21 protein-coding genes, 1 tRNA gene and 1 pseudogene are annotated in these 23092 nt (G+C 63.9%); 13 read left to right on the top strand and 10 right to left on the bottom strand.

Annotated features, from left to right (window positions below; genetic code table 11):
• The first annotated feature begins 14 nt into the window (after nt 1-14).
• Nucleotides 15-593 (top strand): cytochrome b/b6 domain-containing protein, encoded by a 579-nt coding sequence (locus H0W65_RS03615; protein WP_294003937.1) that lies wholly within the window; start codon nt 15-17, stop codon nt 591-593.
• Here the strand turns inward: H0W65_RS03615 and H0W65_RS03610 are convergent.
• Nucleotides 576-1772, bottom strand: coding sequence for an MFS transporter (locus tag H0W65_RS03610; RefSeq protein ID WP_294003934.1), 1197 nt, complete (start codon nt 1770-1772; stop codon nt 576-578). The two genes, H0W65_RS03615 and H0W65_RS03610, sit on opposite strands and share 18 nt — an antisense overlap.
• Before the next feature lie 53 nt (nt 1773-1825).
• Between H0W65_RS03610 and H0W65_RS03605 the strand changes: the two genes are divergently transcribed.
• A complete protein-coding gene (locus H0W65_RS03605) occupies nt 1826-2239 on the top strand; it encodes a MarR family transcriptional regulator (RefSeq protein ID WP_294003931.1) in 414 nt (137 codons plus the stop codon).
• A gap of 21 nt (nt 2240-2260) precedes the next feature.
• On the opposite strand, the pseudogene H0W65_RS03600 reads toward H0W65_RS03605, so the two are convergent.
• A pseudogene (locus H0W65_RS03600) lies at nt 2261-2428 on the bottom strand (plasmid stabilization protein); the annotation flags it as partial.
• 114 nt (nt 2429-2542) lie between these two features.
• On the opposite strand from H0W65_RS03600, the gene typA reads away from it, so the two are divergent.
• Nucleotides 2543-4381 carry a translational GTPase TypA gene (gene typA, locus H0W65_RS03595; protein ID WP_294003928.1) on the top strand — a complete coding sequence of 613 codons (1839 nt, stop codon included), beginning with the start codon at nt 2543-2545 and terminating at the stop codon, nt 4379-4381.
• Between the two features lie 289 nt (nt 4382-4670).
• A complete protein-coding gene (locus H0W65_RS03590) occupies nt 4671-5141 on the top strand; it encodes a hypothetical protein (protein ID WP_294003925.1) in 471 nt (156 codons plus the stop codon).
• Nucleotides 5142-5276: 135 nt separating this feature from the next.
• Here the strand turns inward: H0W65_RS03590 and H0W65_RS03585 are convergent, their stop codons facing one another.
• Nucleotides 5277-6446: a right-handed parallel beta-helix repeat-containing protein gene (locus H0W65_RS03585; protein ID WP_294003922.1), complete on the bottom strand. Its 1170-nt coding sequence runs from the start codon at nt 6444-6446 to the stop codon at nt 5277-5279.
• A 119-nt stretch (nt 6447-6565) separates the two neighbouring features.
• Nucleotides 6566-6967, bottom strand: a complete 402-nt coding sequence (locus H0W65_RS03580; protein ID WP_294003919.1) for an EVE domain-containing protein — start codon at nt 6965-6967, stop codon at nt 6566-6568.
• A 316-nt stretch (nt 6968-7283) separates the two neighbouring features.
• Here H0W65_RS03580 and H0W65_RS03575 point away from each other — a divergent pair, with 316 nt between their 5' ends.
• Both H0W65_RS03575 and H0W65_RS03570 read left to right on the top strand, forming a co-directional pair.
• The gene (locus tag H0W65_RS03575) at nt 7284-7904 is read left to right on the top strand and encodes a cell wall hydrolase (RefSeq protein WP_294003915.1); all 621 of its coding nucleotides are present in this window, start codon (nt 7284-7286) and stop codon (nt 7902-7904) included.
• A gap of 129 nt (nt 7905-8033) precedes the next feature.
• Nucleotides 8034-8549, top strand: a complete 516-nt coding sequence (locus H0W65_RS03570; protein ID WP_294003913.1) for a response regulator — start codon at nt 8034-8036, stop codon at nt 8547-8549.
• Here H0W65_RS03570 and H0W65_RS03565 read toward each other — a convergent pair.
• Together H0W65_RS03565 and H0W65_RS03560 are read right to left on the bottom strand one after the other, a co-directional pair.
• Nucleotides 8546-9283 carry a glutathione S-transferase family protein gene (locus H0W65_RS03565; RefSeq protein WP_294003910.1) on the bottom strand — a complete coding sequence of 246 codons (738 nt, stop codon included), beginning with the start codon at nt 9281-9283 and terminating at the stop codon, nt 8546-8548. The genes H0W65_RS03570 and H0W65_RS03565 overlap by 4 nt on opposite strands.
• Before the next feature lie 25 nt (nt 9284-9308).
• Nucleotides 9309-9382, bottom strand: a tRNA-Gln gene (locus H0W65_RS03560).
• A gap of 169 nt (nt 9383-9551) precedes the next feature.
• Here H0W65_RS03560 and H0W65_RS03555 point away from each other — a divergent pair.
• Together H0W65_RS03555 and H0W65_RS03550 are read left to right on the top strand one after the other, a co-directional pair.
• On the top strand, nt 9552-10592 hold the full coding sequence (locus H0W65_RS03555) for a Ppx/GppA phosphatase family protein (protein ID WP_294003907.1): 1041 nt from the start codon (nt 9552-9554) through the stop codon (nt 10590-10592).
• Nucleotides 10589-11263 (top strand): RlmE family RNA methyltransferase, encoded by a 675-nt coding sequence (locus H0W65_RS03550; protein WP_294003905.1) that lies wholly within the window; start codon nt 10589-10591, stop codon nt 11261-11263. Before H0W65_RS03555 ends, H0W65_RS03550 begins: the two co-directional genes overlap by 4 nt.
• 87 nt (nt 11264-11350) lie before the next feature.
• Here the strand turns inward: H0W65_RS03550 and H0W65_RS03545 are convergent, their stop codons facing one another.
• The 3 genes from H0W65_RS03545 to H0W65_RS03535 all read right to left on the bottom strand — a co-directional run bounded on the left by H0W65_RS03545 (nt 11351) and on the right by H0W65_RS03535 (nt 16044).
• Nucleotides 11351-12058, bottom strand: coding sequence for a DsbA family protein (locus H0W65_RS03545; protein WP_294003902.1), 708 nt, complete (start codon nt 12056-12058; stop codon nt 11351-11353).
• Entirely contained in the window at nt 12042-13379 is a 1338-nt protein-coding gene (locus H0W65_RS03540) for a M48 family metalloprotease (protein ID WP_294004015.1), read from the bottom strand. Before H0W65_RS03540 ends, H0W65_RS03545 begins: the two co-directional genes overlap by 17 nt.
• A 133-nt stretch (nt 13380-13512) precedes the next feature.
• Nucleotides 13513-16044, bottom strand: coding sequence for an Rne/Rng family ribonuclease (locus H0W65_RS03535; RefSeq protein WP_294003899.1), 2532 nt, complete (start codon nt 16042-16044; stop codon nt 13513-13515).
• Nucleotides 16045-16445: 401 nt separating this feature from the next.
• On the opposite strand from H0W65_RS03535, the gene H0W65_RS03530 reads away from it, so the two are divergent.
• From H0W65_RS03530 to H0W65_RS03515, 4 genes are read left to right on the top strand one after another with little or no spacing between them, the layout of a single operon-like run.
• Nucleotides 16446-17327 carry an N-acetylmuramoyl-L-alanine amidase gene (locus H0W65_RS03530; RefSeq protein WP_294003896.1) on the top strand — a complete coding sequence of 294 codons (882 nt, stop codon included), beginning with the start codon at nt 16446-16448 and terminating at the stop codon, nt 17325-17327.
• Between the two features lie 49 nt (nt 17328-17376).
• Complete coding sequence (locus H0W65_RS03525) at nt 17377-19947, top strand: penicillin-binding protein 1A (RefSeq protein WP_294003893.1); 2571 nt, start codon at nt 17377-17379, stop codon at nt 19945-19947.
• Nucleotides 19948-19981: 34 nt separating this feature from the next.
• Complete coding sequence (gene prfB, locus H0W65_RS03520; RefSeq protein WP_294003890.1) at nt 19982-21109, top strand: peptide chain release factor 2; 1128 nt, start codon at nt 19982-19984, stop codon at nt 21107-21109.
• Nucleotides 21099-21794, top strand: a complete 696-nt coding sequence (locus tag H0W65_RS03515; RefSeq protein ID WP_294003887.1) for a methyltransferase domain-containing protein — start codon at nt 21099-21101, stop codon at nt 21792-21794. Before prfB ends, H0W65_RS03515 begins: the two co-directional genes overlap by 11 nt.
• Here H0W65_RS03515 and H0W65_RS03510 read toward each other — a convergent pair.
• A complete protein-coding gene (locus H0W65_RS03510; protein WP_294003884.1) occupies nt 21791-22198 on the bottom strand; it encodes a JAB domain-containing protein in 408 nt (135 codons plus the stop codon). The two genes, H0W65_RS03515 and H0W65_RS03510, sit on opposite strands and share 4 nt — an antisense overlap.
• 113 nt (nt 22199-22311) lie before the next feature.
• On the opposite strand from H0W65_RS03510, the gene H0W65_RS03505 reads away from it, so the two are divergent.
• On the top strand, nt 22312-23092 hold a 781-nt coding region (locus H0W65_RS03505; RefSeq protein WP_294003881.1), incomplete at its 3' end, for a thymidylate synthase.

Raw genomic sequence — 23092 nt, 5'->3', positions numbered from 1 at the left:
CAGGGGAAAAGGCGATGAGCGATTATATGGTCGAGGAAACCACCGGCGACGCGACGGTGCGTTATTCGCGCGGGGCGGCCTGGATCCACTGGATTACCGGGATTTTGGTGCTGGCTCAAATCTATGTCGGACTCCGCTTCGCTGACCTCCCTCGCGGGCCGGCGCGCATGGAACTGCTCACGGTTCACAAGACACTTGGTGCGACGATCTTGCTCGCCGCCGGAATTCGGCTCGCGTACCGGCTATTCAATCCGCCGCCGCCCTATCCCGCCGAGCTTCCGAAGTGGGATCGATTCGCCGCGGTCTGGAGTCACCGCATCGTCTACGTGATGCTGTTCGCACTCCCGCTCACCGGGCTGATCGCGGTGTCGGAGCGGTCCAAGGACGGGTGGGTCGATCTACTGTGGGGAATGCGTATCCCCGCGCTTCCCATCGGGGACGGCGAGGCGTTCGGCGAGGTCCACCAAATCCTGGTGTGGACGACGATTGCCTTGGTGGTTATTCACATATCCGCCGCGATCTATCATCACCTTATCGCCCGTGATGCCGCGTCGGGCCGGCTTCCGCCGCTGCCCTCAACGCGCCGCGATTGATCTTTTCGGCGAGAGCAGCAGCATCATGCCGGCGAGCGCGGCGACCCCGGCGGCGGACAGGAAGGTCGCGGACTGCCCGCCCCGGTCCCACAGAAGGCCTGCGCCGAAACTGGCGAGCAGCGCGGCGATGCCGTTCATGAAGAAAAAGGCGCCGAAACTTGTCGCGCGCTGGCCTTCGGGCGCGGCATCGGCGATCATCCGACTGAAAATCCCCTGGGTCAGCGCCATGTGCGCGCCCCACAACAGCACGCCGATCGCCACCGCCCACAGCGCCGCCGCCTCGGCCAGCCACAGGTCCGCGGCGACCAGCAATGCGATCCCGCCAAGCAGCAGTGTCTTGGGATCGATCCGGTCGCTCAGAATGCCCGCCGGATAGGCCAGTACCAGGTAGGACAGGTTGAACAGCGTCAGGACCAGCGGCGACCATTGGGTGGCGAGTCCAGCATCCATCGCCTTCAAGATCAGGAAACTCTCCGAAAAGCGCGCCAGCCCGAACAGAAAACCTACTCCGATCAGCCGCTTGACCCGGGGATCGAGCGAGCGGAAGCCGGCGAACTTCATCTTGGCCTTGACCGGCGCGCTGTCGCGGCTTTCGCGCAGCATCGTCGCCGCGAATGCGAACGACAGCGCGGCCGGGATTACCGCCACCCAGAACACCGAGCGGATATCGCCGGCGAACCACAGCATCAGCCCGACCGCGGCGAGCGGGGCGAGGAAGGCGCCGACGGTGTCGAGCGACTGGCGCAGTCCGAAGGCGCGGCCGCGTAGCTCGGGCGGGGTCTCGTCGGCGATCATCGCATCCCTGGGCGCGCCGCGAATACCCTTGCCGATGCGGTCGATGAAGCGCGCACCGAGCACCGGCAGCGCGGTCGTTGCCAGCGGAAACAGCGGTTTCGACAGCGCCCCCAAGCCGTAGCCGATCAGCACCCATTTCTTGCGCTTCTGCTGCCGATCGCTGAGACGGCCGGAGACCAGCTTGGCCATATTGGCTGTCGCTTCGGCGATGCCGTCGAGCGCTCCCATTGCCGCCACCGGCAGGCCGAGCGTGACGGTCAGGAAGGCCGGCAGCAGTGCATGATAAATCTCGCTTGACAGGTCCATCAGCAGGCTGACGATGCCAAGCACCCAGACGGTACGGGGGAGAGCTGGGCAGGGAAGGGCGGGGCGGCTGGCCATCATGGTTGCGTATAAGCAAATTTGCTAAATACGAAATCTTTGGTAGCTTCAATTTCATGTGGGGAAATGCATCACCGTCGGCAATCGCGTCGCGCTTCGCCCGGCTTATCGAACAACTCGGCGGTGATACCGCCGCGGCGAAGGCGATGGGCCAGCAGCGCGAACTGCTCGCTGCGGTGCAAACGGCCGAGCCGGCGACGCTCAATCAGGTCGCGGCCAAGGTGAAGCGCGGCGCACCGGCAGTCAGCCGGGCAGTTGATACGCTGGTCCGAGGCGGGCTGGTCGAGCGGCAAGCAGATCCCGACAATCGCCGCCGCCTCGCGCTGCGCCTGACCGACCAGGGCCGGCAGGTGCTGGTGCGCCCGCCGGCAGCCGACGGCTCACTCGAAGGCCGCCTAGGCAAGCTCGCCGCCAGCGAACTCCGCGCGCTCGAACGCGGGATCGAGATCCTCGAACGCCTGCCGCGCTAGGCCGACCGCGCCAGCCTATTTGCGGCCCGAGCCGGATTTCTTGCCGCCGCCGTCCTGCTTGTTGACCGTCGCCCAGGCGCGCGCCTCGGCCTCCTTGTGGCTCACGCCGTCTTTCTTATAGCCTTCCTCGATATGCTTGGCCTTGCGCTTTTGCTTGTCGGTATAGGCGCCCTTGTCACCCTGCGGCATCGTCATTCTCCTCACTCTCTGACCAGCACAAACGTTTGAAATGGCGGCGAGCTGCGGTTGCCGCGTCGCACCATTTCGGCTACGGGCGCGGCAACTCTACTCCGGGACATCGAAATGACCTCTCGCAACGTGGCGATCATCGCCCACGTCGATCATGGCAAGACCACGCTCGTCGATCAGCTCTTCCGCCAATCGGGCACCTTCCGCGACAATCAGCGCGTCGAGGAACGGGCGATGGATTCGAACGACTTGGAGAAAGAGCGCGGGATTACCATTCTGGCCAAATGCACTTCGGTCGAGTGGCCAAGTGCTGACGGGACGACCACGCATATCAATATCGTCGACACGCCCGGCCATGCCGATTTCGGCGGCGAGGTCGAGCGCATCCTGTCGATGGTCGACGGGGTCATCCTGCTTGTCGACGCCGCCGAAGGGCCGATGCCGCAGACCAAGTTCGTCACCGGCAAGGCGCTTGCGCTGGGATTGAAGCCGATCGTCGTGGTCAACAAGATCGACCGCCCCGATGCGCGCGCATCGGAAGTTCTCGACGAGGTGTTCGATCTGTTCGTCCTGCTCGACGCCAGCGACGAGCAGCTCGACTTTCCGGTGCTCTACGCCAGCGGTCGCAACGGCTATGCCGGCGAAACCGACGACCTTCGTGAGGGCACACTCAGCCCATTGTTCGAGACGATCGTCAGCCATGTGCCCGCGCCGTCTGCAGACCCCGACGGGCCGTTCAAATTTCTGGTCACGCTGCTCGACCGGGACAATTTCCTCGGCCGCATTCTGACCGGGCTAGTGTTCTCGGGCTCGATCAAGACCAATGCGCCGATCCACGCGCTTAGTCCCGACGGCAAGATTGTCGAGACCGGTCGCGCATCGAAGCTGATGGCGTTCCGCGGGCTTGAGCGGGTTCCGGTCGAGCAGGCCGGGGCGGGCGACATCATCTCGATCGCCGGCATGACCACCGCGACCGTCGCAGACACCATCGCCGACCCGTCGGTCAGCGATCCCCTTCACGCCCAGCCGATCGACCCGCCGACGCTGTCGATGCGCTTCGCCGTCAACGACAGTCCGATGGCCGGGCGCGAGGGCACCAAGGTAACCAGTCGCATGATCCGCGACCGCCTGTTCCGCGAGGCCGAATCCAACGTCGCGATCAAGGTCACCGAGGCTTCCGACAAGGATAGTTTCGAAGTCGCCGGGCGCGGCGAATTGCAGCTCGGCGTGCTGATCGAGATGATGCGCCGCGAAGGCTTCGAGCTCGGCATCAGCCGCCCGCGCGTCCTCTATCGCGAGGATGAGGACGGCAAGCGCACCGAGCCCTATGAGACTGTCGTGATCGACGTTGACGACGAATATTCGGGCACGGTCATCGACAAGATGGCGCTGCGCAAGGCGGAGATGACCGATATGCGGCCGTCGGGTGGCGGCAAGACCCGCATCACCTTCTCCGCTCCTTCGCGTGGCCTGATCGGCTATCATGGCGAGTTTTTGTCGGATACCCGCGGCACCGGCCTGATGAACCGCATTTTCGAGCGCTACGGCTTCTACAAGGGCGTTATCGAGGGCCGCAAGAACGGCGTGCTGATCTCCAACGGCTCGGGCCAGGCCAACGCCTATGCGCTCGGTTTCCTCGAGGAACGCGGCATCCTGATGGTCGCGCCGGGCGACCCGCTCTACGAAGGGATGATCATCGGCGAGAACGCCAAGACCGACGATCTCGAGGTCAACCCGATGAAGGCCAAGCAACTGACTAACTTCCGCGCTTCGGGTGGCAAGGACGACGCCATCCGGCTCACCCCGCCCAAGCGGCTCACGCTCGAGCAGGCGCTGGCCTACATCGACGAGGACGAGCTGGTCGAAGTCACTCCGGCTTCGATCCGTCTACGCAAACGCTTCCTTGACCCCCACGAGCGCAAGAGGGCTTCGAGGGCTAAGATCGCGGCGTAAGCCGAAGCCGCCAAGCATAAGGTGATAATGCCACGGCGAATGCAGCCATCGCCCTACGGCCAAGGAAAAATCGTCGGGCCGATCGGCAAACTCCAGCCGATTAGCTGCGAGAGCGATGATCGCGCTCCAAATTGAATGATTGCGGGCGGATGAACGGTGCAACTTACAAGGGAAGTGTTGGTTAGTAGACTCATAGGAAGGTTTTTATGCCCGCACATTGTGCGCCAACCTTCGATATGCCGGCCTCCGCCTTGCGCGGATCGAGTCGGCTAAACATGAGGACTAGGCAATGAAAAAACTAATCTTGCTCGCCGGCGTCGCGGCACTTGCTTCGACCGGCCCACTGGCCGCCCATCCCAACAATGGCAAGGGTAAGGGCCACGCCAATCACGCGACGATGAGCCACGGCGGGGGCAAGGCCACCGCCAAAGCGGTCGGTAAGGCCCATCGCGGATTAGTGACGAGCGACCGCTACGGACGTCTCTACGCCCTCGACACGCGCGGCAGTTGCCCTCCGGGCCTCGCCAAGCGGCACAATGGCTGCACGCCTCCGGGTCAGGCGAAGAAGCAATACAACATCGGACAGCGTTACAATCGCAATTTCGGCAATCTTTGGACCTATAACCAGATCCCCGATTACCTGCGCAATCAATACAGCCTAGATCAGTCGGACCGCTATTATTACAATAACGGCTACCTGTACCAAGTCGATCCCCAGTCGATGCTGATACAGCAGGTGATCAGCGCGATCCTGCGCTAATCTTGCCAGAAGCGATTTGGGGTCGCCCGGCGATGCATCGCCGGGCGGCCCTTTTTGTTTGGGCCGTTCCGGCGCTGAAGGGCGGTTTTGAGGCGAAGCCTATATCGCCGACTTTCACATATCTGCGACGGGCAGCTAGTCGGACTGGCGGTTCAATATACAGCCCGAGGTGCTTGCCTGGCCCTCTGCCTGGTTGGACGGATCTCCCCGAACCCATTTGGCCGCGCCTGGGCCCATGTTGACGGCCGGCCAGTTGCGCATGCCACAGTCCGACCGGTGCGTCCCGCCCGACGTCTGGACCGTATTGCCATGGATTTCGACCGGTCCGGTCGGAGCGTCGACGTTGATCCCGATCAGGGCATTGCTAACGACGTTACCCGTAATCTTCCCGCCAAACATCGCGCCCGGATAACGGGGGTTATCACCCGCCTTCCACGGATTGGCGCCGACCATGATGCCATAGCCGCACCGCCGGCTCTTCCCGCAGTCGATCCGGTTTCCGGTCACGACGGTCCCGGTATAGTCGCCGCTTGTGCTCGGAAAAGCTTGCAGCATGAGTTCGGCGAACGACGCCTTCGCAAAGACGCCGCTGTGGCGGAATTGATTGCTCTCGATCCGGCACCGGCGACAGCCGCCGAGGATCAACTGGACATCAGTGTTGTCGCTAAAGACGTTGCGGCGAACGACGGAGTCCTCGCTGTCGTGTATCGTGATTCCGTCGCTCCAGATCTCGCCGGGCCGATGGTCGCCGTTTGGGCCGATGAAATTATCCTCGATCGTCAGGGCGTTGGACCCGGCGAGCACCTCCATCGTGGTGTAGCAGGTAAAATTGCGGAGCAGCGACTTGCGAAGCACGAAATTCGACCCGAGTACTCTAAGTCCGCCGCCCAGCGGCCGTCGGTCCGCCTGGCTGCAATCGGCGCGCCGCATCGAGTTGGTGCTGCCCTCGACAACTAGGTGGATAAGGCTAATCCCATTGGCCGCAACTTCGACCGGCATGATATTGGGATTGAGCGAGCCGTCGAGATCGATCCGGATAGTCGCGCAGCGGCCCGCACCGAGCCTGTCGCAGCCGGGCGCGCTGTCGGCTACACCGGCCGTGGCGATGATGAGGGGTTTCACGATCCTAACCTGGCGGCGCACCACATAGGTGGCAGGGGGAAGCTCGAGCCGCCCACCGTGGGCCGTTTTCTTAATGCAGTCGATCAGGGCGCCCGACGCATCCAATGAAGAATTGGCGAATTTCGCTAGCGACGAACAGGCGCTGACCGGCTTGGCGCAGGACGCGGCGAGACCGGCAATCAAGAAAAGGACAATGGTTCTGATACTTGGCACTGAGGTCCCCTGAAACCGAATTCGCACGACCAAAGTAAGTAACGACGCGGCCACCACGATGGGTCCGAAGCAGGCTCGGGTTTGCAAGGTCAGCCCCGCTCGGCCAACTCCAGGATTGTGGCCCATTCGTCGTCCTTCACCGGAGCGACGGACAGGCGGGACTGGCGGATCAGCTCCATTGTCGCGAGCCTCGGCTCGGCTTTGATCGTCTTTAGCGATACTGGCGACACGGGCCGCACTGGCTCGACCGGAACCTTGACCCAACTGCCGTCCTCGCCGTCGGGCTTGCCCGGACCGGCGATGCGCATGATGCCGACCACCGCGCGCTCGTCGTTGCTGTGGTAGAAAAAGGCCTCGTCGCCCGCTTTCATCGAGCGCAGGTGCAAGCGGGCGGCGTTGTTGCGTACCCCGTCCCAGTCGGTCCCACCGTCGCGGACAAGGTCGTTCCAACTATATTTGCCCGGCTCGGATTTCATCAGCCAGTAGGCCATGCCTTACTCCTTTTGATGCAGGACTATCGCGCTCCCATCGTTCAGGCAATTGCTGTTTGAAATCGCATAAAACAGCCAAATATAACGAAGTTCCAAGATTTGACCCCGTCATTGGCTCGACTCACCGCGCCTCGGTTGTGCACTGCACCATCTTCGCTATGGGTCTCAGCGAGTTAAGAGCGAGCGGATCCGAACGGCGTCTCGAAACGAGATCGATCCGGAACCCAGGGCAAGACGGACGCGCACTCCACCATTCGCCTGAGCAATATCCGCTCCGCGATCGTCGGACTGCCGGCCGCATGGTTTAGAGTATGATTTGAACAAGTTTTTGAAAGCCGGCCTCGCGCCGGTGTTTGCTATCGTCGCGCTGTTCCCGCTCGGCGGATCAAGCGTTGCGCTGGCCCAGCAGGTGACGACCTCGCTGCCGCTCGTCCAGGCTGTCGTGCGGACCGTCACCACTCCGATCGATGCCGGCACAGCAGCGATCGGCTCGGTCGTCACCGCTCCGGCCGCGCCGATCGCGCTGTCGGCGCTGGTCGAGTCCAACAGCATGGGTGCCGCGCTTGACGAGGAAAGTAAGTGCATGGCCACCGCGGTCTATTTCGAAAGCATGGGCGAGCCCCTCGAGGGACAACTGGCAGTGGCCGAAGTGGTCATGAACCGTGCCAGGTCGGGCCGCTATCCCGCCAGTTGGTGCGGCGTCGTCAAACAAAAGGCGCAGTTCAGCTTCGTCCGTGCTGGCCGCTTCCCACGCATCGATCCGGACTGCGCGGCCTGGCACAGGGCCCAGGCAATTACCCGCATCGCCGCGCTTCACCTGACCTCGAAGCTGTCCTCGGATGTGCTGTGGTATCACGCCGACTATGTCGCCCCGACGTGGCGGCGGAATCTACAGCGAGCCGAAAAAATCGGCGCGCACGTCTTTTATCGCAGCTGATCCTCGTTCCGCCGCAGTTAGTCGTCGTCTTGGCGTTAACCAAGGTTCAAAGGATTCGCGGGGAGCCGTTCAACGCGCACTATCTTGTTCCAGGACACGGGGAATAGCCTGAGGACGGGAGGCTCGACGGTGCTGAAGATCCTGATCGTCGAAGACGACGCACAGCTGGCGACCACGCTAAAATATCTGGTCGAGGATAATCCGCGTTATCGCGTCGTTGCGACCGCGGACGATCTCGAGGGCGCGGTCGAGGCGGCCGAGCAGCATCAGCCCGACCTGGCCCTGGTCGACCTTCGCCTGGCGCATGGCACAACCGGCTTTTCGGTCGCGGTCCGGATGGGCGACTTCGACATTCCCTGCTTCTTTATCACCGGCCGGGCGCCCGACTTTCCAATGCCCGACCTGGCGCTCGGCTGCCTGATGAAGCCGTTCACCGCAGAGGACGTCCACCGCAGCCTCGCCGCGGCCGAAGACATGATGCGCGGGCGCGAGGCGCTTCGTCCCAAGATGCCGGTCAATTTGACGCTCTACGATCAGGCCGAGGAGAGCGAAGGCGCCGAGCCGTCTCAGCAGCCGGGCTTCATCCCCTCACGCCGATCTTTGAAGACCCGCCTCGAACATTGGATCGCGGGCACGCAGCATTAAAGGCGCATGATACCCCTGCGCGGCTCGCGCTGGCCGAGCGATTCCGCGGTAAGCCTGGCGCCGGCATCGAGCAGGGCCTGTCGCCGTCCGGCGATCGAGGTGCCGAGCTGGATTGCTTCAAGGCGCCGCAATTTCTCGAATGCCGGGTGGGCCAGCGCGTCGCGGACGTATCGCGCGGTCTTGGGCCAGAGGTTCTCGTCCACCTCAAAATCGACATAAGCGGCATTGCGGAAGAAACTGGCGATGGAAATGTCGGCGATGCCGAAATGGCCGAACAGAAAGCCTGAGGCAGGAACTTCGCCCTCCAGATAATCGAGCGCGGTCGGAATGTCCGTCGACAAGGACTTCTCGATCCGTGCTTGATCGCCCGGCTTGCCCCACACCAGCGGATGGACGAACCTCGGATAGAAAAGCCCCCAGATGAATATATCGCCAAGGCGCGTATCGGCGAACTCTTCGAGCCAGCGCGCGCGGGCGCGATCCTTGACGTCGTCGGGGAGCAGCGGCTCCTCCGGCCATGCTTCGTCGAGATAGGCGCAAATCACCGAGCTGTCGGTCAGCACCAGACCGCCGTCTACCATCACCGGAATGCGGCGCAGCGGGCTCAGCCGCTCGAATTCGTCGTCGCCGAAAAAGGGCGTGATCGGGTCGACCTCATAGTCGATCCCCTTGATCTCAAGCGCGACCAGCACTTTTCGGACATAGGGGCTGACGAAGCTGCCGATGATTCTCATCGCCTAATCCCCCACTGGCCACGACTGGATGCCCGACGAGGATTCGAACCTCGATTGACGGAGTCAGAGTCCGTAGTCTTACCATTAGACGATCGGGCAGCACTGCGGCGAAGCGTCGGGTCGCCGGGCGGGCAGATAGAAAACGCACCTCTTCGTGTCAACGCTCGCTGGCGCCCGGTTGCGCCGTGGCGCTACTTCAGGTTAGTCTTACCCTAAGTCAGCCGCGCGGCATTTCCTGCGCGGTGAAGGATAGAACGGGCGTGCGACGATGGCGCAGCAGGTCGCCAGTGCGCCGGTCCCCCGCTTTGAGGGATCGGCCGACGGAAGGCCCAACCACCGACGGGGGCAGCGCGACATCTACGGCGCGCTCGACCTGGGTACCAACAATTGCCGCTTGCTGATCGCCCGGCCCGACGAAGGCGGGTTCACCGTGCTCGACGCCTTTTCGCGCATTGTACGGCTAGGCGAGGGACTGTCGACCAGCGGCAAGCTGAGCCAAGACGCGATGGACCGGTCGGTCGACGCGCTTGCAGTCTGCGCCGAAAAGCTGCGCCGCCGCCACGTCACCCTGTCACGCTCGGTCGCCACCGAGGCGTGCCGCCGGGCGGTCAACGGCCGCGATTTCGTCGAGCGGGTGCACCACGAAACCGGCGTCGCGCTGGAGATTATCGCTCCGCAGGAGGAGGCGCGGCTAGCGGTGCTTGGCTGCCACAAGCTGCTCGAGCCAGGCGACGGGCCGGCCTTGATCTTCGATATCGGCGGCGGATCGACCGAGTTGGTGCTGGTTGAGCAGGGCGAGGTCAGTCCGCGCATCCGTGCCTGGTGGTCGGCGCCATGGGGCGTTGTGTCGTTGACCGAAAGCGAAGGCCGCGAGGCGATCGAGGGCAAGGACCGCGTCGCCGCCTATCGCCGAATGCGCGAGCGCGTGGTGCGCAGCTTCGCCCGCTTCGTTGAAATGCTTCCGCAGGATCTGACCAACGTGCGCCTGCTCGGCACCAGCGGGACGGTGACCACATTGGCCAGCGTCCACCTTGCGCTGCCAAGTTACGACCGGAAGCAGGTCGACGGGCTGCATGTGCCGGTCGGCGACATGCGGCGCATCTCTACGATGATCGCCGAGATGGACTTGAAGCAACGCAGCGCATTGCCGTGCATCGGCGCCGATCGCGCGGACATGGTCGTGGCCGGCTGTGCCATCCTGGAGGCGATCCTCGACATCTGGCCGGCCGAAATGCTTGGCATCGCCGACCGAGGGATTCGCGAGGGGATATTGCGATCCCTGATGGCTCGCGACGGATATATATTGTGAGCGGCGGCGGAAGCGGGCTGCGCCAACGGGTCAAGACCGCCAAGGGCCGCAAGGTCGGCTCTACCCGTTGGCTCGAACGGCAGCTCAACGACCCTTACGTCAAGCGAGCCAGGGCCGAGGGCTATCGTAGCCGCGCCGCCTACAAATTGCTCGAACTCGACGAGAAATATGGCCTGCTCCGTGGCGTCAAGGCGGTCATCGACCTGGGCATCGCTCCCGGCGGCTGGAGCCAAGTCGTCCGCCGCCGCGCACCCGCCGCCCGGGTCGCGGGGATCGACCTGCTGCTGACCGACCCGCTCGACGGGGTCGCCATCCTGCAGATGGATTTCATGGACGAGCAAGCGCCTGCCGCCCTCGCCGAGGCGCTCAGTGGGCAGCAGGCCGACCTAATCCTCTCCGACATGGCGGCCAACACCGTCGGCCACCCGCAGACCGACCATCTGCGCACCATGGCGCTGGTCGAAGCGGGCATGGTGTTCGCGATCGAGGTGCTCAAGCCCGGCGGCTCCTACGTTGCCAAAGTCCTGGCGGGCGGTGCCGACCACGGCCTGGTCGCCGAACTGAAGCGCCACTTCACCACCGTCAAACACGCCAAGCCCCCCGCCAGCCGTAAGGATTCCAGCGAATGGTACGTGATCGCGCAGGGCTTCAAGGGGCAGGGTTTCCGATAATTGTCACCCCGAACTTGATCCGGGGTCCACTTTCTTCGGCACATCGGTTCAATGAAGCAGATTCCGGCGCTAGCCCGGAATGACGAGTCATCCCTTTCGCGCCGCCTCGACCGCCGCCTTCAGCGCGTCATAGCCCGCGGCCGAGTTGATCACCCGGTCGCCGATGACGAACAGGGGGGTGCCGGTCGCGCCCAATTGGCTGGCGAGGCCCATGTTGGTCCTCAACTCCGCTTCCTGTGCCGGGTCGTCGACCGGTTGCGGGGCGACGCCGGCGGCACGGGCAGCCAGTGCGATGGTGTCCGGGCCGGGACGGCCGGCGGCGTACAGCGCGTCATGATATTGTGCGAACTTACCCGCCTTCGACGCGGCCAGCGAGACGCGGGCGGCGGCAACGCTGTCAGGTCCGAGGATCGGCAGCTCGCGATAGATCACTCGCAGCCCCTTATTCTCGGCAATCAGCTTCTCGATGTCGGGGTTGCTCTGCCGGCAATAGCCGCAGGCATAATCAAAGAAATAGGTCAGCGTGACCTCGGGCTTGGCCGCACCTTTCCAGCTGGAATAGAACGGCGATTCTAGGCTGGCCCGGATCGGCGCGAGAGTGGTCGCAAATTGCCGGTCGCGCAGGGCCTCGCTGGCATCGAGCACCATCTCGGGGTGGGCGATCAACGCCTGGCGCACCATCCGCTCTCCGAAGAGCGACGGCCCGGCCAACAGCATCGCCCCTGCGGTCAGGACCGCGCCTATGATGCCGCCCGCGATCGCCGCCGTCCACGGCGCCCTATTTATCTCGAGCACCCTTTTTCTTGTCCTTCTTGACCGCTTCCTCTGACACCATGGCGATATCCTGCGCGCGAAGATAGTCGGGCGTTCCGGGCGGCAGTCCCGCCATCGCCATCTTGGCGCTGGCCAAGGCGATCTTGTTCTTGCCTTCCAGGTTATTCTGTTCGGCGCTTGCCAACGCGGCGCGCGGCTCATCGCCTTCGTGATCGTAGACGATGCCCAGTTGGAGCCAGGCGAACGGGTTGTCGTTGTCGCGGTTGACCGCGTTTTTCAGCACCTGCTTGGCCTCGGCAAAATTCTTGCTGTCCTCCGAGGCGATCAATGCGTGGCCCAGCGTCACCGCGATCATCGGTTGATCGGGGGCCTGCGCAACTGCCTTGCGCAGCGGCGCGATGGCGTCCTTGGGATGGCCGCCCTCGAGCAGAATCTGCCCCTTCAACTCCAGGAAAAACGGGTCATCGGGCGAGGTGGCGAGCAGCGCCTCTGCCTCGGCATTGGCTTTGTCAGGATAGGCACCAAGGTGGTAGGCATAGGCGCGAGCGTAATGGGCGGGGATGCTCTGGTTGCTCTCGGGGTAGAGGGTCACGGCCTGCTTGGGCGTGACATAGCCGAGCAGCTTCGCTTTGACGCGTTCGAACCGCGCTTCGAGCTTGGGATCGATCGGCTTGGCCCAGGCAGGATCCTTTTTGTAGATTTGCTCGAGCGCCTGAATACGCTCGCTCGACAGCGGGTGGGTGCGGTCGTAGCTGTCCTTGGAGTAGATCGCCAACCGGTACTCCTGGTTCTGCAGTTTCTTGAAGAATTCCAGGCTGCCCTTGCCGGTCACTCCCGCCTTGGAAAGATAGGACGCGCCGGCGAGGTCGGCGGTGGATTCCTGCGCGCGGCTGAACGACAGGAAATTGCCCAGCGCCGCCTGCTGGCCCGCGGCGATGATGCCAAAGCCGGCATCCCCCGCGCCCGCCGCAATTGCCGCGGCGCCAAGCAACAGGCTGAGGATCGTGATCCCGGTGGCCTGCCGGGCGCCATCGTAGATGCGGATCGCATGACCGCCGGCGACATGGCCCAGTTCGTGGGCGATGACCCCCTGGAGTTGGTTGACGTTGTCCGCGGCGGTCAGGAGGCCGCTGTGGATATAGACGATTTGGCCTTGGGCTACGAACGCGTTGATCTCGGGATCGTTAAGCAAGACGATCTTGACGCTTTTCGGATCGAGCCCGGCCGCTGATATCAGGGGGTTGCTGATGTCCCTGAACATCAATTCGGTTTCGCTGTCGCGAAGCAGGGACTGCGCCGCGGCAGGCTGGGCTGCCGCGAAGAACAGCAAGAGGCCCAGCATCAAATGCCGGACCGTGCGGAGATGGCGAAAGATCATGCCGCGATCTCCCATTGTCGGTCTGAACCACAGATGAAATCCGGCCCGCCTTGTGAATTGCGGGCCGGCTTCATCAATCGATCGCGCGCGTCATGGGTCAGCCGAACGTTCGCTGCCACCAGCCGCCGCGAGGCGGCTCGCCCGACTCATCGTCCGCGTCGGTCGCATCATTGTTGGCGGGGGCAGGGGCCGCTTCCTTGGGCGCCGCTTTCTTGCGAGTCGCGGCGGGCTTGGCCGGGGCGGGCTCTGCCTCGACTTCGACACTGACCGCCTTTTTGGCGCGCGAGCGCTTTGGCTTGGCCGCAACCTCTTCGATGATCGATGGAACGTCAGCTACCGCCGCCGGCACGGGAGCAGGGGCAGGGGCTGATTCGGCCGGCGCATCCTTACGCGCACGCGGACGGCGGCGCGTTTTCGGCTTTTCCTCGGCCAATTCCACGATCGAAGGCTCGTCGGACGGCGGCGTATCGATCATCGGTGAGACTTCAGCCTCGATGTCAGGCGATTGCGCGTCGCGGCCCTCCGTGGGCGTGTCGCCACGTCCGCGTCGGCTGCGGCCACCACGGCGTCCGCGACGCGAGCGGGACCGCTCGTCGCTTTCGCCGCCGTCGATCGATGTGGCGACCAGTTCGCCGTCACCGGCCGGTTCGGCATCGCCGTCGCGCTCCTGGTCGCCTGCGGCTGATACGCTCTCGCCACGCTCCTCATCGCGGCGGCTGCGACCCCGGCCGCCACGACGGCGGCGACGGCGACGGCTGCCGCCTTCCTCCTCGTCTTGGCGCGGCTCGCGCTCGGCGCGCTCGGGACGCTCGGCAGGCTCTTCTTCTTCCTCTTCCTCGTCGATATCCACATACAGATCGTCATCATCCTCGATGATCGGCGACATCGCCGGACGGTCCCTGACCACCGGACGGTCTCCGGAGCTCTCGACCGTCATGCGAGCGCCCTCGAACGCCTCGTCGATGGCGATTTCGAGGGTCACGCCATAGCGTTCCTCAATCTCGCCAAGTTCGTGACGCTTCTTGTTGAGCACGTAGATTGCCGCCTCGCGCCCGGCGCGCAGAATAATGCGGTCGCCGCGACCTCGCGCCGCCTCGTCCTCGACGATTCGGAGTGCGCTGAGGCCCGACGACGCCGCCGTGCGCATCAGGCCGGTGCCGTCGCAATGCGGGCAGGCCTTGGTCGAGGCTTCGAGCACCCCGGTGCGCAGCCGCTGGCGGCTCATCTCCATTAACCCGAACGAGCTGATCCGGCCGACCTGGATGCGCGCGCGGTCGTTCTTCAGGGCTTCCTTCATCGCCTTCTCGACCTTCCGAACATGCGACGACTGTTCCATGTCGATGAAGTCGATGACGACCAGCCCGGCCATGTCGCGCAGGCGCAGCTGGCGGGCGATTTCGTGTGCCGCTTCCAAATTGGTAGCGAAGGCGGTCTGTTCGATATTATGCTCGCGGGTCGACCGGCCCGAGTTGATGTCGATCGACACCAGCGCCTCGGTTGGATTGATCACCAGGTAGCCACCCGATTTCAGCTGGACCACCGGCTGGTACATTGCGCTCAGCTGATCCTCGACGCCATAGCGCTGGAAGATTGGGGTCGGGTCGGAATAGTTCGCCACCTTCTTAACGTGGCTCGGCATCAGCAGCTTCATGAAGCCGCGCGCCGCCTTGTAGCCGTCCTCGCCCTCTACGATCACTTCGTCGATCTCGCGGTGATAAAGGTCGCGGATGGCGCGTTTGATTAGGTCGCTGTCGCGGTAAATCAGCGCAGGCGCTGAACTGCCCAGTGTCTTTTCCCGAATCTCGTCCCACAAACGGGCGAGATAGTCGAAGTCGCGCTTGATCTCGACTTTGGTCCGCGACAGGCCGGCGGTGCGGACAATCAGGCCCATCGTCTTGGGTAGTTTCAAATCCGAGATGATGGTCTTCAACCGCTTGCGGTCGGCGCCGTTGGAAATTTTCCGGCTGATACCGCCGCCGTGACTGGTGTTGGGCATCAGCACGCAATAGCGGCCGGCGAGGCTCAAATAGGTCGTCAGCGCAGCGCCCTTGTTTCCGCGTTCCTCCTTGACGACCTGGACCAGCAGCACCTGGCGGCGCTGGATGACGTCCTGGATTTTGTAGCGGCGGCGAAGTGCCTGGCGCTTCTTGCGCAGTTCCTCCGCGGCGCTCTCGTCGACCGGCGAGCGGGCCGAGCCCGTGCCGACGACATTGGGTTCATCGCCTTCGCCTATCTCGTCGCCGTCGTCGCGAGACTCGCGCTCACTGTGGTCGTCATCCTCGCCGTCAAAATCGTCATCGTCGTCGAGGTCGGCCGACCGCAACCGCTCTTCCTCGGCGGCATGTTCGGCTTCTTCGGCCAGCAACGCGTCGCGATCGGCCTTGGGGATCTGGTAATAGTCGGGGTGGATTTCGCTGAAGGCGAGGAAGCCGTGGCGATTGCCGCCATAGTCGATGAACGCCGCCTGCAGCGACGGCTCGACCCTGGTGACCTTGGCGAGATAGATATTGCCTTTGAGCTGCTTGTGCTCTTCGGATTCGAAATCAAATTCCTCGATTCGATTTCCCGTGGCGACGGCGACCCGGGTCTCCTCGGGGTGGCGCGCGTCGATTAGCATGCGCATGGACATGGTAAATTCTCCGAGCGCGCAGGACGGTCGCTGGGGGCCGTCGGCGCGCAATATGATGGGCCAGCGCCGTGGCGGCGGTGGCGCGATGTGCGGAAATTGCCTCTGCTGCAGTAGCCATCGCGATCTTGGTCGCGAACGACGCGGCGCCACGCTCGGCGAAGAGCGTGGGGTGGGCGTCCAGTGGCATCATGCAGCGTCAACCTTGAAAGCCGCGGGTCCGATCGGGTGGCTCGCCTGTCTGGGGACGGGTTTCGCTGCCGATGGGTGCGGCCGGCATCCGTCCGAAGGGCCGGAAGGACGATCTGGGTTAGCACCGGGTGTGGTGAGCCGCAACCTTTTGCGCAGGCGAAATATTATCACGCCGCTTGGCGAGTGCCAGCACGGGCCCTAATCCCTTGAGGATGGAGCAAAACTCGCGGATCGGGCTGGCGGTGGGACTGGCGGTGCTGGCCGGGGTCGGCGCAATCGTTTTCGCGTTGTCCGCGGCGAGGACCCTCGAGGGGGCCGGTGGCCCAGCGGTGACCGGAGAGGCGCGGCGAGGCAGCCTGACGCTCAATCTGGCCGAAGCGGTTGCGGACGTTCGCGTTCGGCGGGCGAAGGTGCCCGGCCGTCCAATCGTGCTAATCGACCCAGGTCATGGCGGGCGCGACCCCGGGGCGCCGGGCATTTTGGGTCTGATCACCGAAAAGGCGCTGACCTTGGTCATGGCGAAGGAGATCGCTGATCTTTTGGAACAGCGCGGCCGCGTCCGGGTCGCACTGACCCGCGAGGACGATCGCTACCTGACGCTCGAACAGCGCGCCGGCATTGCGAGGCGACTCCACGCCGGGCTATTCGTGTCGATCCATATGGATAGCGCGCCCAATCCGCTGGCCCAGGGCGCGACGGTCTATTCATTGTCGGATGTTGCCTCGAGCGAGGAAGCGGCTCGCTTCGCCGCTGCCGAAAATGCCGATGGCGCTTTGTCCAGCGAAGCGAACGGGTCGGTCCGCGCGCTACTGGCCGATGTCGCATTGCGCGAGCAGATGGAAGCTTCGGCGGGCCTCGCCGAGCGCATGCTCCGCCGAGCGCAAGGCGGCGTCACGCTGCGACCGCGACCGCATCAATTCGCCGCCTTCCATGTCTTGCGCCGCGCCGAAACGCCTGCCGTCCTCATCGAAGCGGGGTATATCAGCAATGTCGACGACGGGGCGAAACTGGCCACCCCCGAAGGCCGCGCACCGCTCGTCCGTGCCTTGGCGCAAGCGATCGAAGCCGACATCGCGACCCGCGCGGCGCGATAATTGAGCGGCTTTCGCGCTGCGGTCGAAGTCGCTAGACGGTCGCCACGCCATGGTTTCTTCTACCCTCCAGTTTCCCGATTTCGTCGCGTTCAACCAGCGCGTCCACGATCGCGTCGATCCGTGGTTCGAGCGCCGTTGGGTGCGGCGGCTGAGCTGGGGTGCGGTCGGCGCGTTTCTCGTCGGGACACTGATATTCGTCTATTTCGCGGCCGGCCTGCCGAGCAGCGAGAAATTGCTCGCCTACCAGCCGCCGTTGCCGACCAATGTGCGCGGCTACGACGGCAACCCGGTTCAGACGTTCGCCCGCGAGCGGCGGGTCGAACTCGCCTATGATGAATATCCGCCCCTGGTCGTCCACGCCTTTATCTCGGCGGAGGACAAGACCTTCTTCCGACATGGCGGCATCGACTATCCAGGCCTGGTCGGCGCGGTGTTCGATTATACGCGGAAATCGGTTAGTGGCGGGCGCGCCAAGGGCGGATCGACGATCACTCAACAGGTCGCCAAATATCTGCTGCAGGACGATCAATATGCGATCAGTCGCAAGATCCGCGAAGCAATCCTGGCATTCCGGCTCGAGGATACGCTGTCCAAGGAACAAATCCTCGAACTCTACCTCAATTCGATTTTCCTCGGCCGCAACGCTTATGGCGTCCAGGCCGCGAGCAGGGCCTATTTCGACAAGGACGTCGGTGACCTAACCCTGTCGGAAGCCGCCTATCTCGCCGTGCTGCCAAAGGCGCCAAGCAACTACGATCCGGTTCGCGCGACCGACAAGGCGCTCGGCCGGCGCAACTATGTGCTGCGCGAAATGGCCAGCAATGGCTACATCAGCGAGGCTCAGCGCGCCGAGGCCTCCGCCTCGGCTCTCGGCACAATCCGCTACGGCAGCAGCGCGAAGTTCCGGGATCAGGGCGGCTATTTCATGGAGGAGGTCCGCCGCGACCTGATCAAGCGGTTCGGCGAAAAGGCCGAGGACGGCGTCAACAGTGTTTATGCCGGCGGATTGTGGGTGCGCACCTCAATGGTCCCGAAGATGCAGGACGCCGCGGCCGACGCACTGCGCGAAGGCCTGGCCAAGTTCGACGGAGGCCGCGGCTGGCGCGACAACGGCCTTAGCATCGATGTCAATGGCAATTGGCAGCAGCAACTGCGCCTCGCGGCGCTCGGCACGGGGTTCCCCGACTGGAAAAAAGCGGTCGTACTGTCGAAATCCGGCGGCGTGGCACAAATAGGTTTTCCGGACGGAACGACTGGTTCGTTGCCTGCCTCAGCCGCGGTGCAACCCAAGCGGGGCGAAGGCGGCGCCGCCTACGGCTATCTGCGGCCGGGCATGATCATCATCGTCAAGCAGCTCGGCGCGAGCAGCTATGCGCTGCGCTCGATCCCCGAGATTGGTGGTGGGTTCGTCGCCGAAGAGGTCCGCACCGGCCGCGTCACGGCGATGCAGGGTGGGTTCGACGTGATCGGCTCGTCCTACAATCGCGCCACCCAGGCGTTGCGGCAGCCGGGTTCGGCGTTCAAGCCGATCGTTTACGAAACCGCATTGGAGAATGGCCTGACCCCCGCCTCCATTCTGGTCGATGCGCCGTATTGCGTATGGCAGGGCGCGGCTCTCGGCGACAAATGCTTCCGCAATTTCGACGGCAAATATTATGGGCCGAAAACGCTTCGCTGGGGTGTCGAGCAATCGCGCAACCTGATGACCGTTCGTGCTGCCTCGCAGACCGGGATGGACAAGGTGATTGCCACCGCCGCCAAGCTGGGAGTCGGCAAATATGACCGCTATCTCTCGATCGCGCTCGGCGCCGGCGACACCACCGTGCTCCGCCTGACCAACGCCTACGCGATCCTTGCCAATGGCGGGCGCTCGGTCGTGCCAACGCTGGTCGACTATGTCCAGAACCGCAACGGCAAGGTCGTTTACCGCAGCGACAATCGCTGCCAGGTGATGGAGGCCGACAACGGCGGGGCGTGCAACACCGCCGATTGGGACGGCAAGGCGATGCCGCGCCCGCCGCTGCGCCAGAAGCAGCTGCTCGACCCGCAGGCCGCCTATCAGATGGTCCACATTATGGAAGGCGTCATTGAACGCGGCACCGCCACCATCTTGCGCGACCTCGATCGGCCTCTGTTCGGTAAAACCGGCACGACATCGGGCCCGACCAATGTTTGGTTCGTAGGCGGCACGCCCGAAGTCGTCGCCGGCACCTATCTCGGCTATGACCAGCCGCGGCCGATGGGCAGCTATGCGCAGGGCGGACGCATCGCCGCGCCGGTGTTCAAACAATTTGCCCAGGTCGCTTTCAAGGATATGCCGAAAATCCCGTTCGTCGCGCCCGCTGGCATCCGCTTGGTCCGCGTCGATCGCGGGACCGGCAAGCGCGTGTTCGGCAGTTTCCCGACTACGGTTGATCCCAAGTCGTCGGTCATCTGGGAAGCCTTCCAGCCCGAGACCGAGCCGCGCCGCAGCTTCCGCCGGAGCGTCGAGCTGGCGAGCGCGCCCGCGGTTCGCGCGCAGCCGCCAGGAGCCCGCCGCGCGGGCAAACCCAGGCGCGCCAATCCCAATGCCCCGGCCGACAGCGCCGACTTCTTGCAAAGGCAGGGCGGGATTTACTAGGCGGGCGGAAACCTCCCAACGGAAAGACATTCCCATGCGCGCCGAAGCGCAAACCCATATCGACCAGATCAATGCCGCGACCCAACTGCTGCGCCGGTTCCTCGACTGGGACAAGGCAAACCGGCGGCTGGCCGAGCTCAACGACAAGGTCGAGGATTCGACGCTGTGGGACGATCCCAAGGCCGCGCAGGAGGTGATGCGGGAGCGCCGCCGGCTCGATGAGGCCATTGCCGCGACCCGAAAGATCGAGAGCGAGTTGACCGACATCGTCGAGTTGATCGAAATGGCCGAGGTGGAAGGCGACGAGGCGCTGGTCGACGATGGGTCGCGCGCGCTGACCGAGCTTGCCGAGCGCGCCGAGCGGGACAAGGTCGCGGCCTTGCTCGCGGGCGAGGCCGACGCCAACAACGCCTATGTCGAGATCAATGCCGGCGCCGGCGGCACCGAGTCCAACGACTGGGCGGGCATGCTTCAGCGGATGTATTCGCGCTGGGGCGAGCGCCACGGGATGAAGGTCGAATTGGTCGATCATCATGCGGGTGAGCAGGCCGGAATCAAGTCGGCTACGCTTCTGATCAGAGGCGAAAACGCCTACGGCAATCTCAAGGTGGAGGGCGGGGTGCACCGCCTAGTCCGCATCAGCCCCTACGATTCATCGGCCCGCCGCCATACCAGTTTCGCCTCGGTCTGGGTCTATCCCGAGGTTGACGACGACATCGACATCGAAATTAACGAGAGCGAGCTTCGCATCGACACCTACCGGGCATCGGGCGCCGGCGGGCAGCACATCAACACCACCGATAGCGCGGTTCGCATCACCCATTTGCCGACCAACATCGTCGTCCAGTGCCAGAATCAGCGATCGCAGCACAAAAACAAGGCCGAGGCGATGAAGCAGCTCAAGGCCCGGCTCTATGAGGCCGAGCTGCAGAAGCGCGAGGCCGAAGCCACCGCCAGCGCCGCTTCGAAGACCGACATCGGTTGGGGCCACCAAATCCGTAGTTACGTCCTGCAGCCCTATCAGCTAGTCAAGGATCTGCGCACCGGCGTCACCTCGACCGCGCCGGGCGACGTGCTCGACGGCGATCTCGATCGGTTCATGGCCGCCGCCCTGTCGCAGCGGGTGACCGGCGAGAAAATGGACGTCGAGGATGTGGAGTAAGTCTGCCGCCTCGTTGGCGGTTTTCCTTCTCACCGCATGCCGAGCAGAGCCGAGCGCCGCGATCTTCCCCGAGGCGCGTCGCGACGTGGCGCCGATCGTTTCCGACAGCTTCTCGACCGAAGACGCCCGCGACCGCGCTGGGGAAGCCGAGGAAGTGATGCGCCTAGCCGGGGTCGCGCCTGGAATGTCGGTCGCCGACATCGGCGCGGGCGAGGGCTATTACACCGTCCGTCTGTCGCCGATTGTCGGTGCCAAGGGCCGGGTGCTGGCCCAGGACATCATCCCCGAAACGCGCGACCGCCTGGCCGAGCGGGTGCAGCGAGAAAACCTCAACAATGTTGCGGTGCGGCTCGGCGAGCCCGCCAATCCGATGCTTCCTGACGGATCCTTCGACCGCATCTTCCTGGTCCACATGTACCACGAGGTGACCCAGCCCTATGAGTTTCTGTGGCATTTGCGATCGGGGCTGAAACCCGGCGGGCTTGTCGTGCTGGTCGATGCGGACCGCCCGGTCCGGCGTCATGGCATGCCCCCCAACCTTGCCGATTGCGAATTTGCCGCGCTGGGGCTGCAGCCGGTGAGCAAGATGCGGCTGACCGAGGGCGCCGCCTATCTGACGACCTTCAAGGCAATCGGAGTGCGGCCGCAGCCGTCGGCGATCAAACCCTGCGCGGTCAAAAACTAAAGCAACCCCATTCGGCGCATGCTGCGGCATTCGTCGCCCGGCGCGAAAATCAGATGATCGAGTACGGTAAGGTCGATCGCCTCGGCCGCCTGTGCCAGCGAGCGGGTAGCGCGACAGTCGGCTCGGCTCGGATTGGCGTCGCCGCTAGGATGGTTATGCGCCAGGACGACACCCGAACTGCCTAGCCGCGCGGCGTCGGCGACGATCGTCCGCACCGGCAGATCGACGGCCGCGGTCTCGCCCTCGTAGCGGTCGAGCTGGATACAGTGCGCCGATTGGTCGACATGGGCGACCCACAATTGCTCTTGGGCCGACCCCGCTTCGTCGAAGCAAGCGGCAAAGAAGCGCCGGGCGGCGGCATGTCCGTTCAAGAGCGCGGGCGATTCGGCACGCTGATAACGCATGCCGTCTGCTACCTCAGCAGGGCGCGCAAAGCCTAAGGTAACCGGGACCGAATCGAACTTCGAAACGGACCAATCGAGCTGGACGAAACTGGCCGGTCAGCTAGGGTAGTGCGATGCGTCAATATCTCGACCTCATGGAGCTTGTGCTCAATCAGGGCAGCGAGCAGATGGACCGGACCGGTACTGGGACGCGGTCGCTGTTCGGTGGCCAGATGCGGTTTGACCTGGCCGACGGCTTTCCACTGCTGACGACCAAGAAACTGCACTTGCGGTCGATTATCGTCGAGCTGCTATGGTTCCTCAACGGCGACACCAATGTCCGCTGGCTACAGGACCGCAAGGTCAGCATCTGGAATGAGTGGGCTGACGAAAACGGCGATCTCGGCCCGGTCTACGGCAAGCAATGGCGAGAATGGGAAGGCGCCGATGGCCGCCATGTCGACCAGATCGCAAACCTCATCGACCTTATCAAGCGCGATCCGGCATCGCGGCGGCAGATCGTCAGCGCCTGGAATCCGGCCGAGCTCGACCGGATGGCCCTGGCGCCTTGCCATTGCTTGTTCCAGACGCAGGTCGCGAATGGGCGCCTAAACTTACAGCTTTACCAGCGCAGCGCCGATTTCTTCCTCGGTGTGCCGTTCAACATCGCCAGCTATGCGCTGCTCACTCACATGCTGGCGCGTGAGTGCGGGCTCGAGCCGGGGTTTTTCGTGTGGACGGGCGGCGACGTGCACCTTTACGCGAACCACCTTGAGCAGGCGCGGCTGCAACTGTCACGCAAGCCACGAGCGCTGCCTACCCTGATCCTTAAAGATCGCGGGCAGCCGATCGACGGCTATGTGCCCGAAGATTTCCTGATCGAGGGCTATGCGCCCGATCCGCATATCGCTGCGC

The sequence above is a fragment of the Sphingomonas sp. genome, assembly GCF_013816785.1.
Classification (GTDB): Bacteria; Pseudomonadota; Alphaproteobacteria; order Sphingomonadales; family Sphingomonadaceae; genus Sphingomicrobium.
Note: the sequence above shows the minus strand (reverse complement) of the source record. Positions and strands in the feature narration are given on the sequence as shown.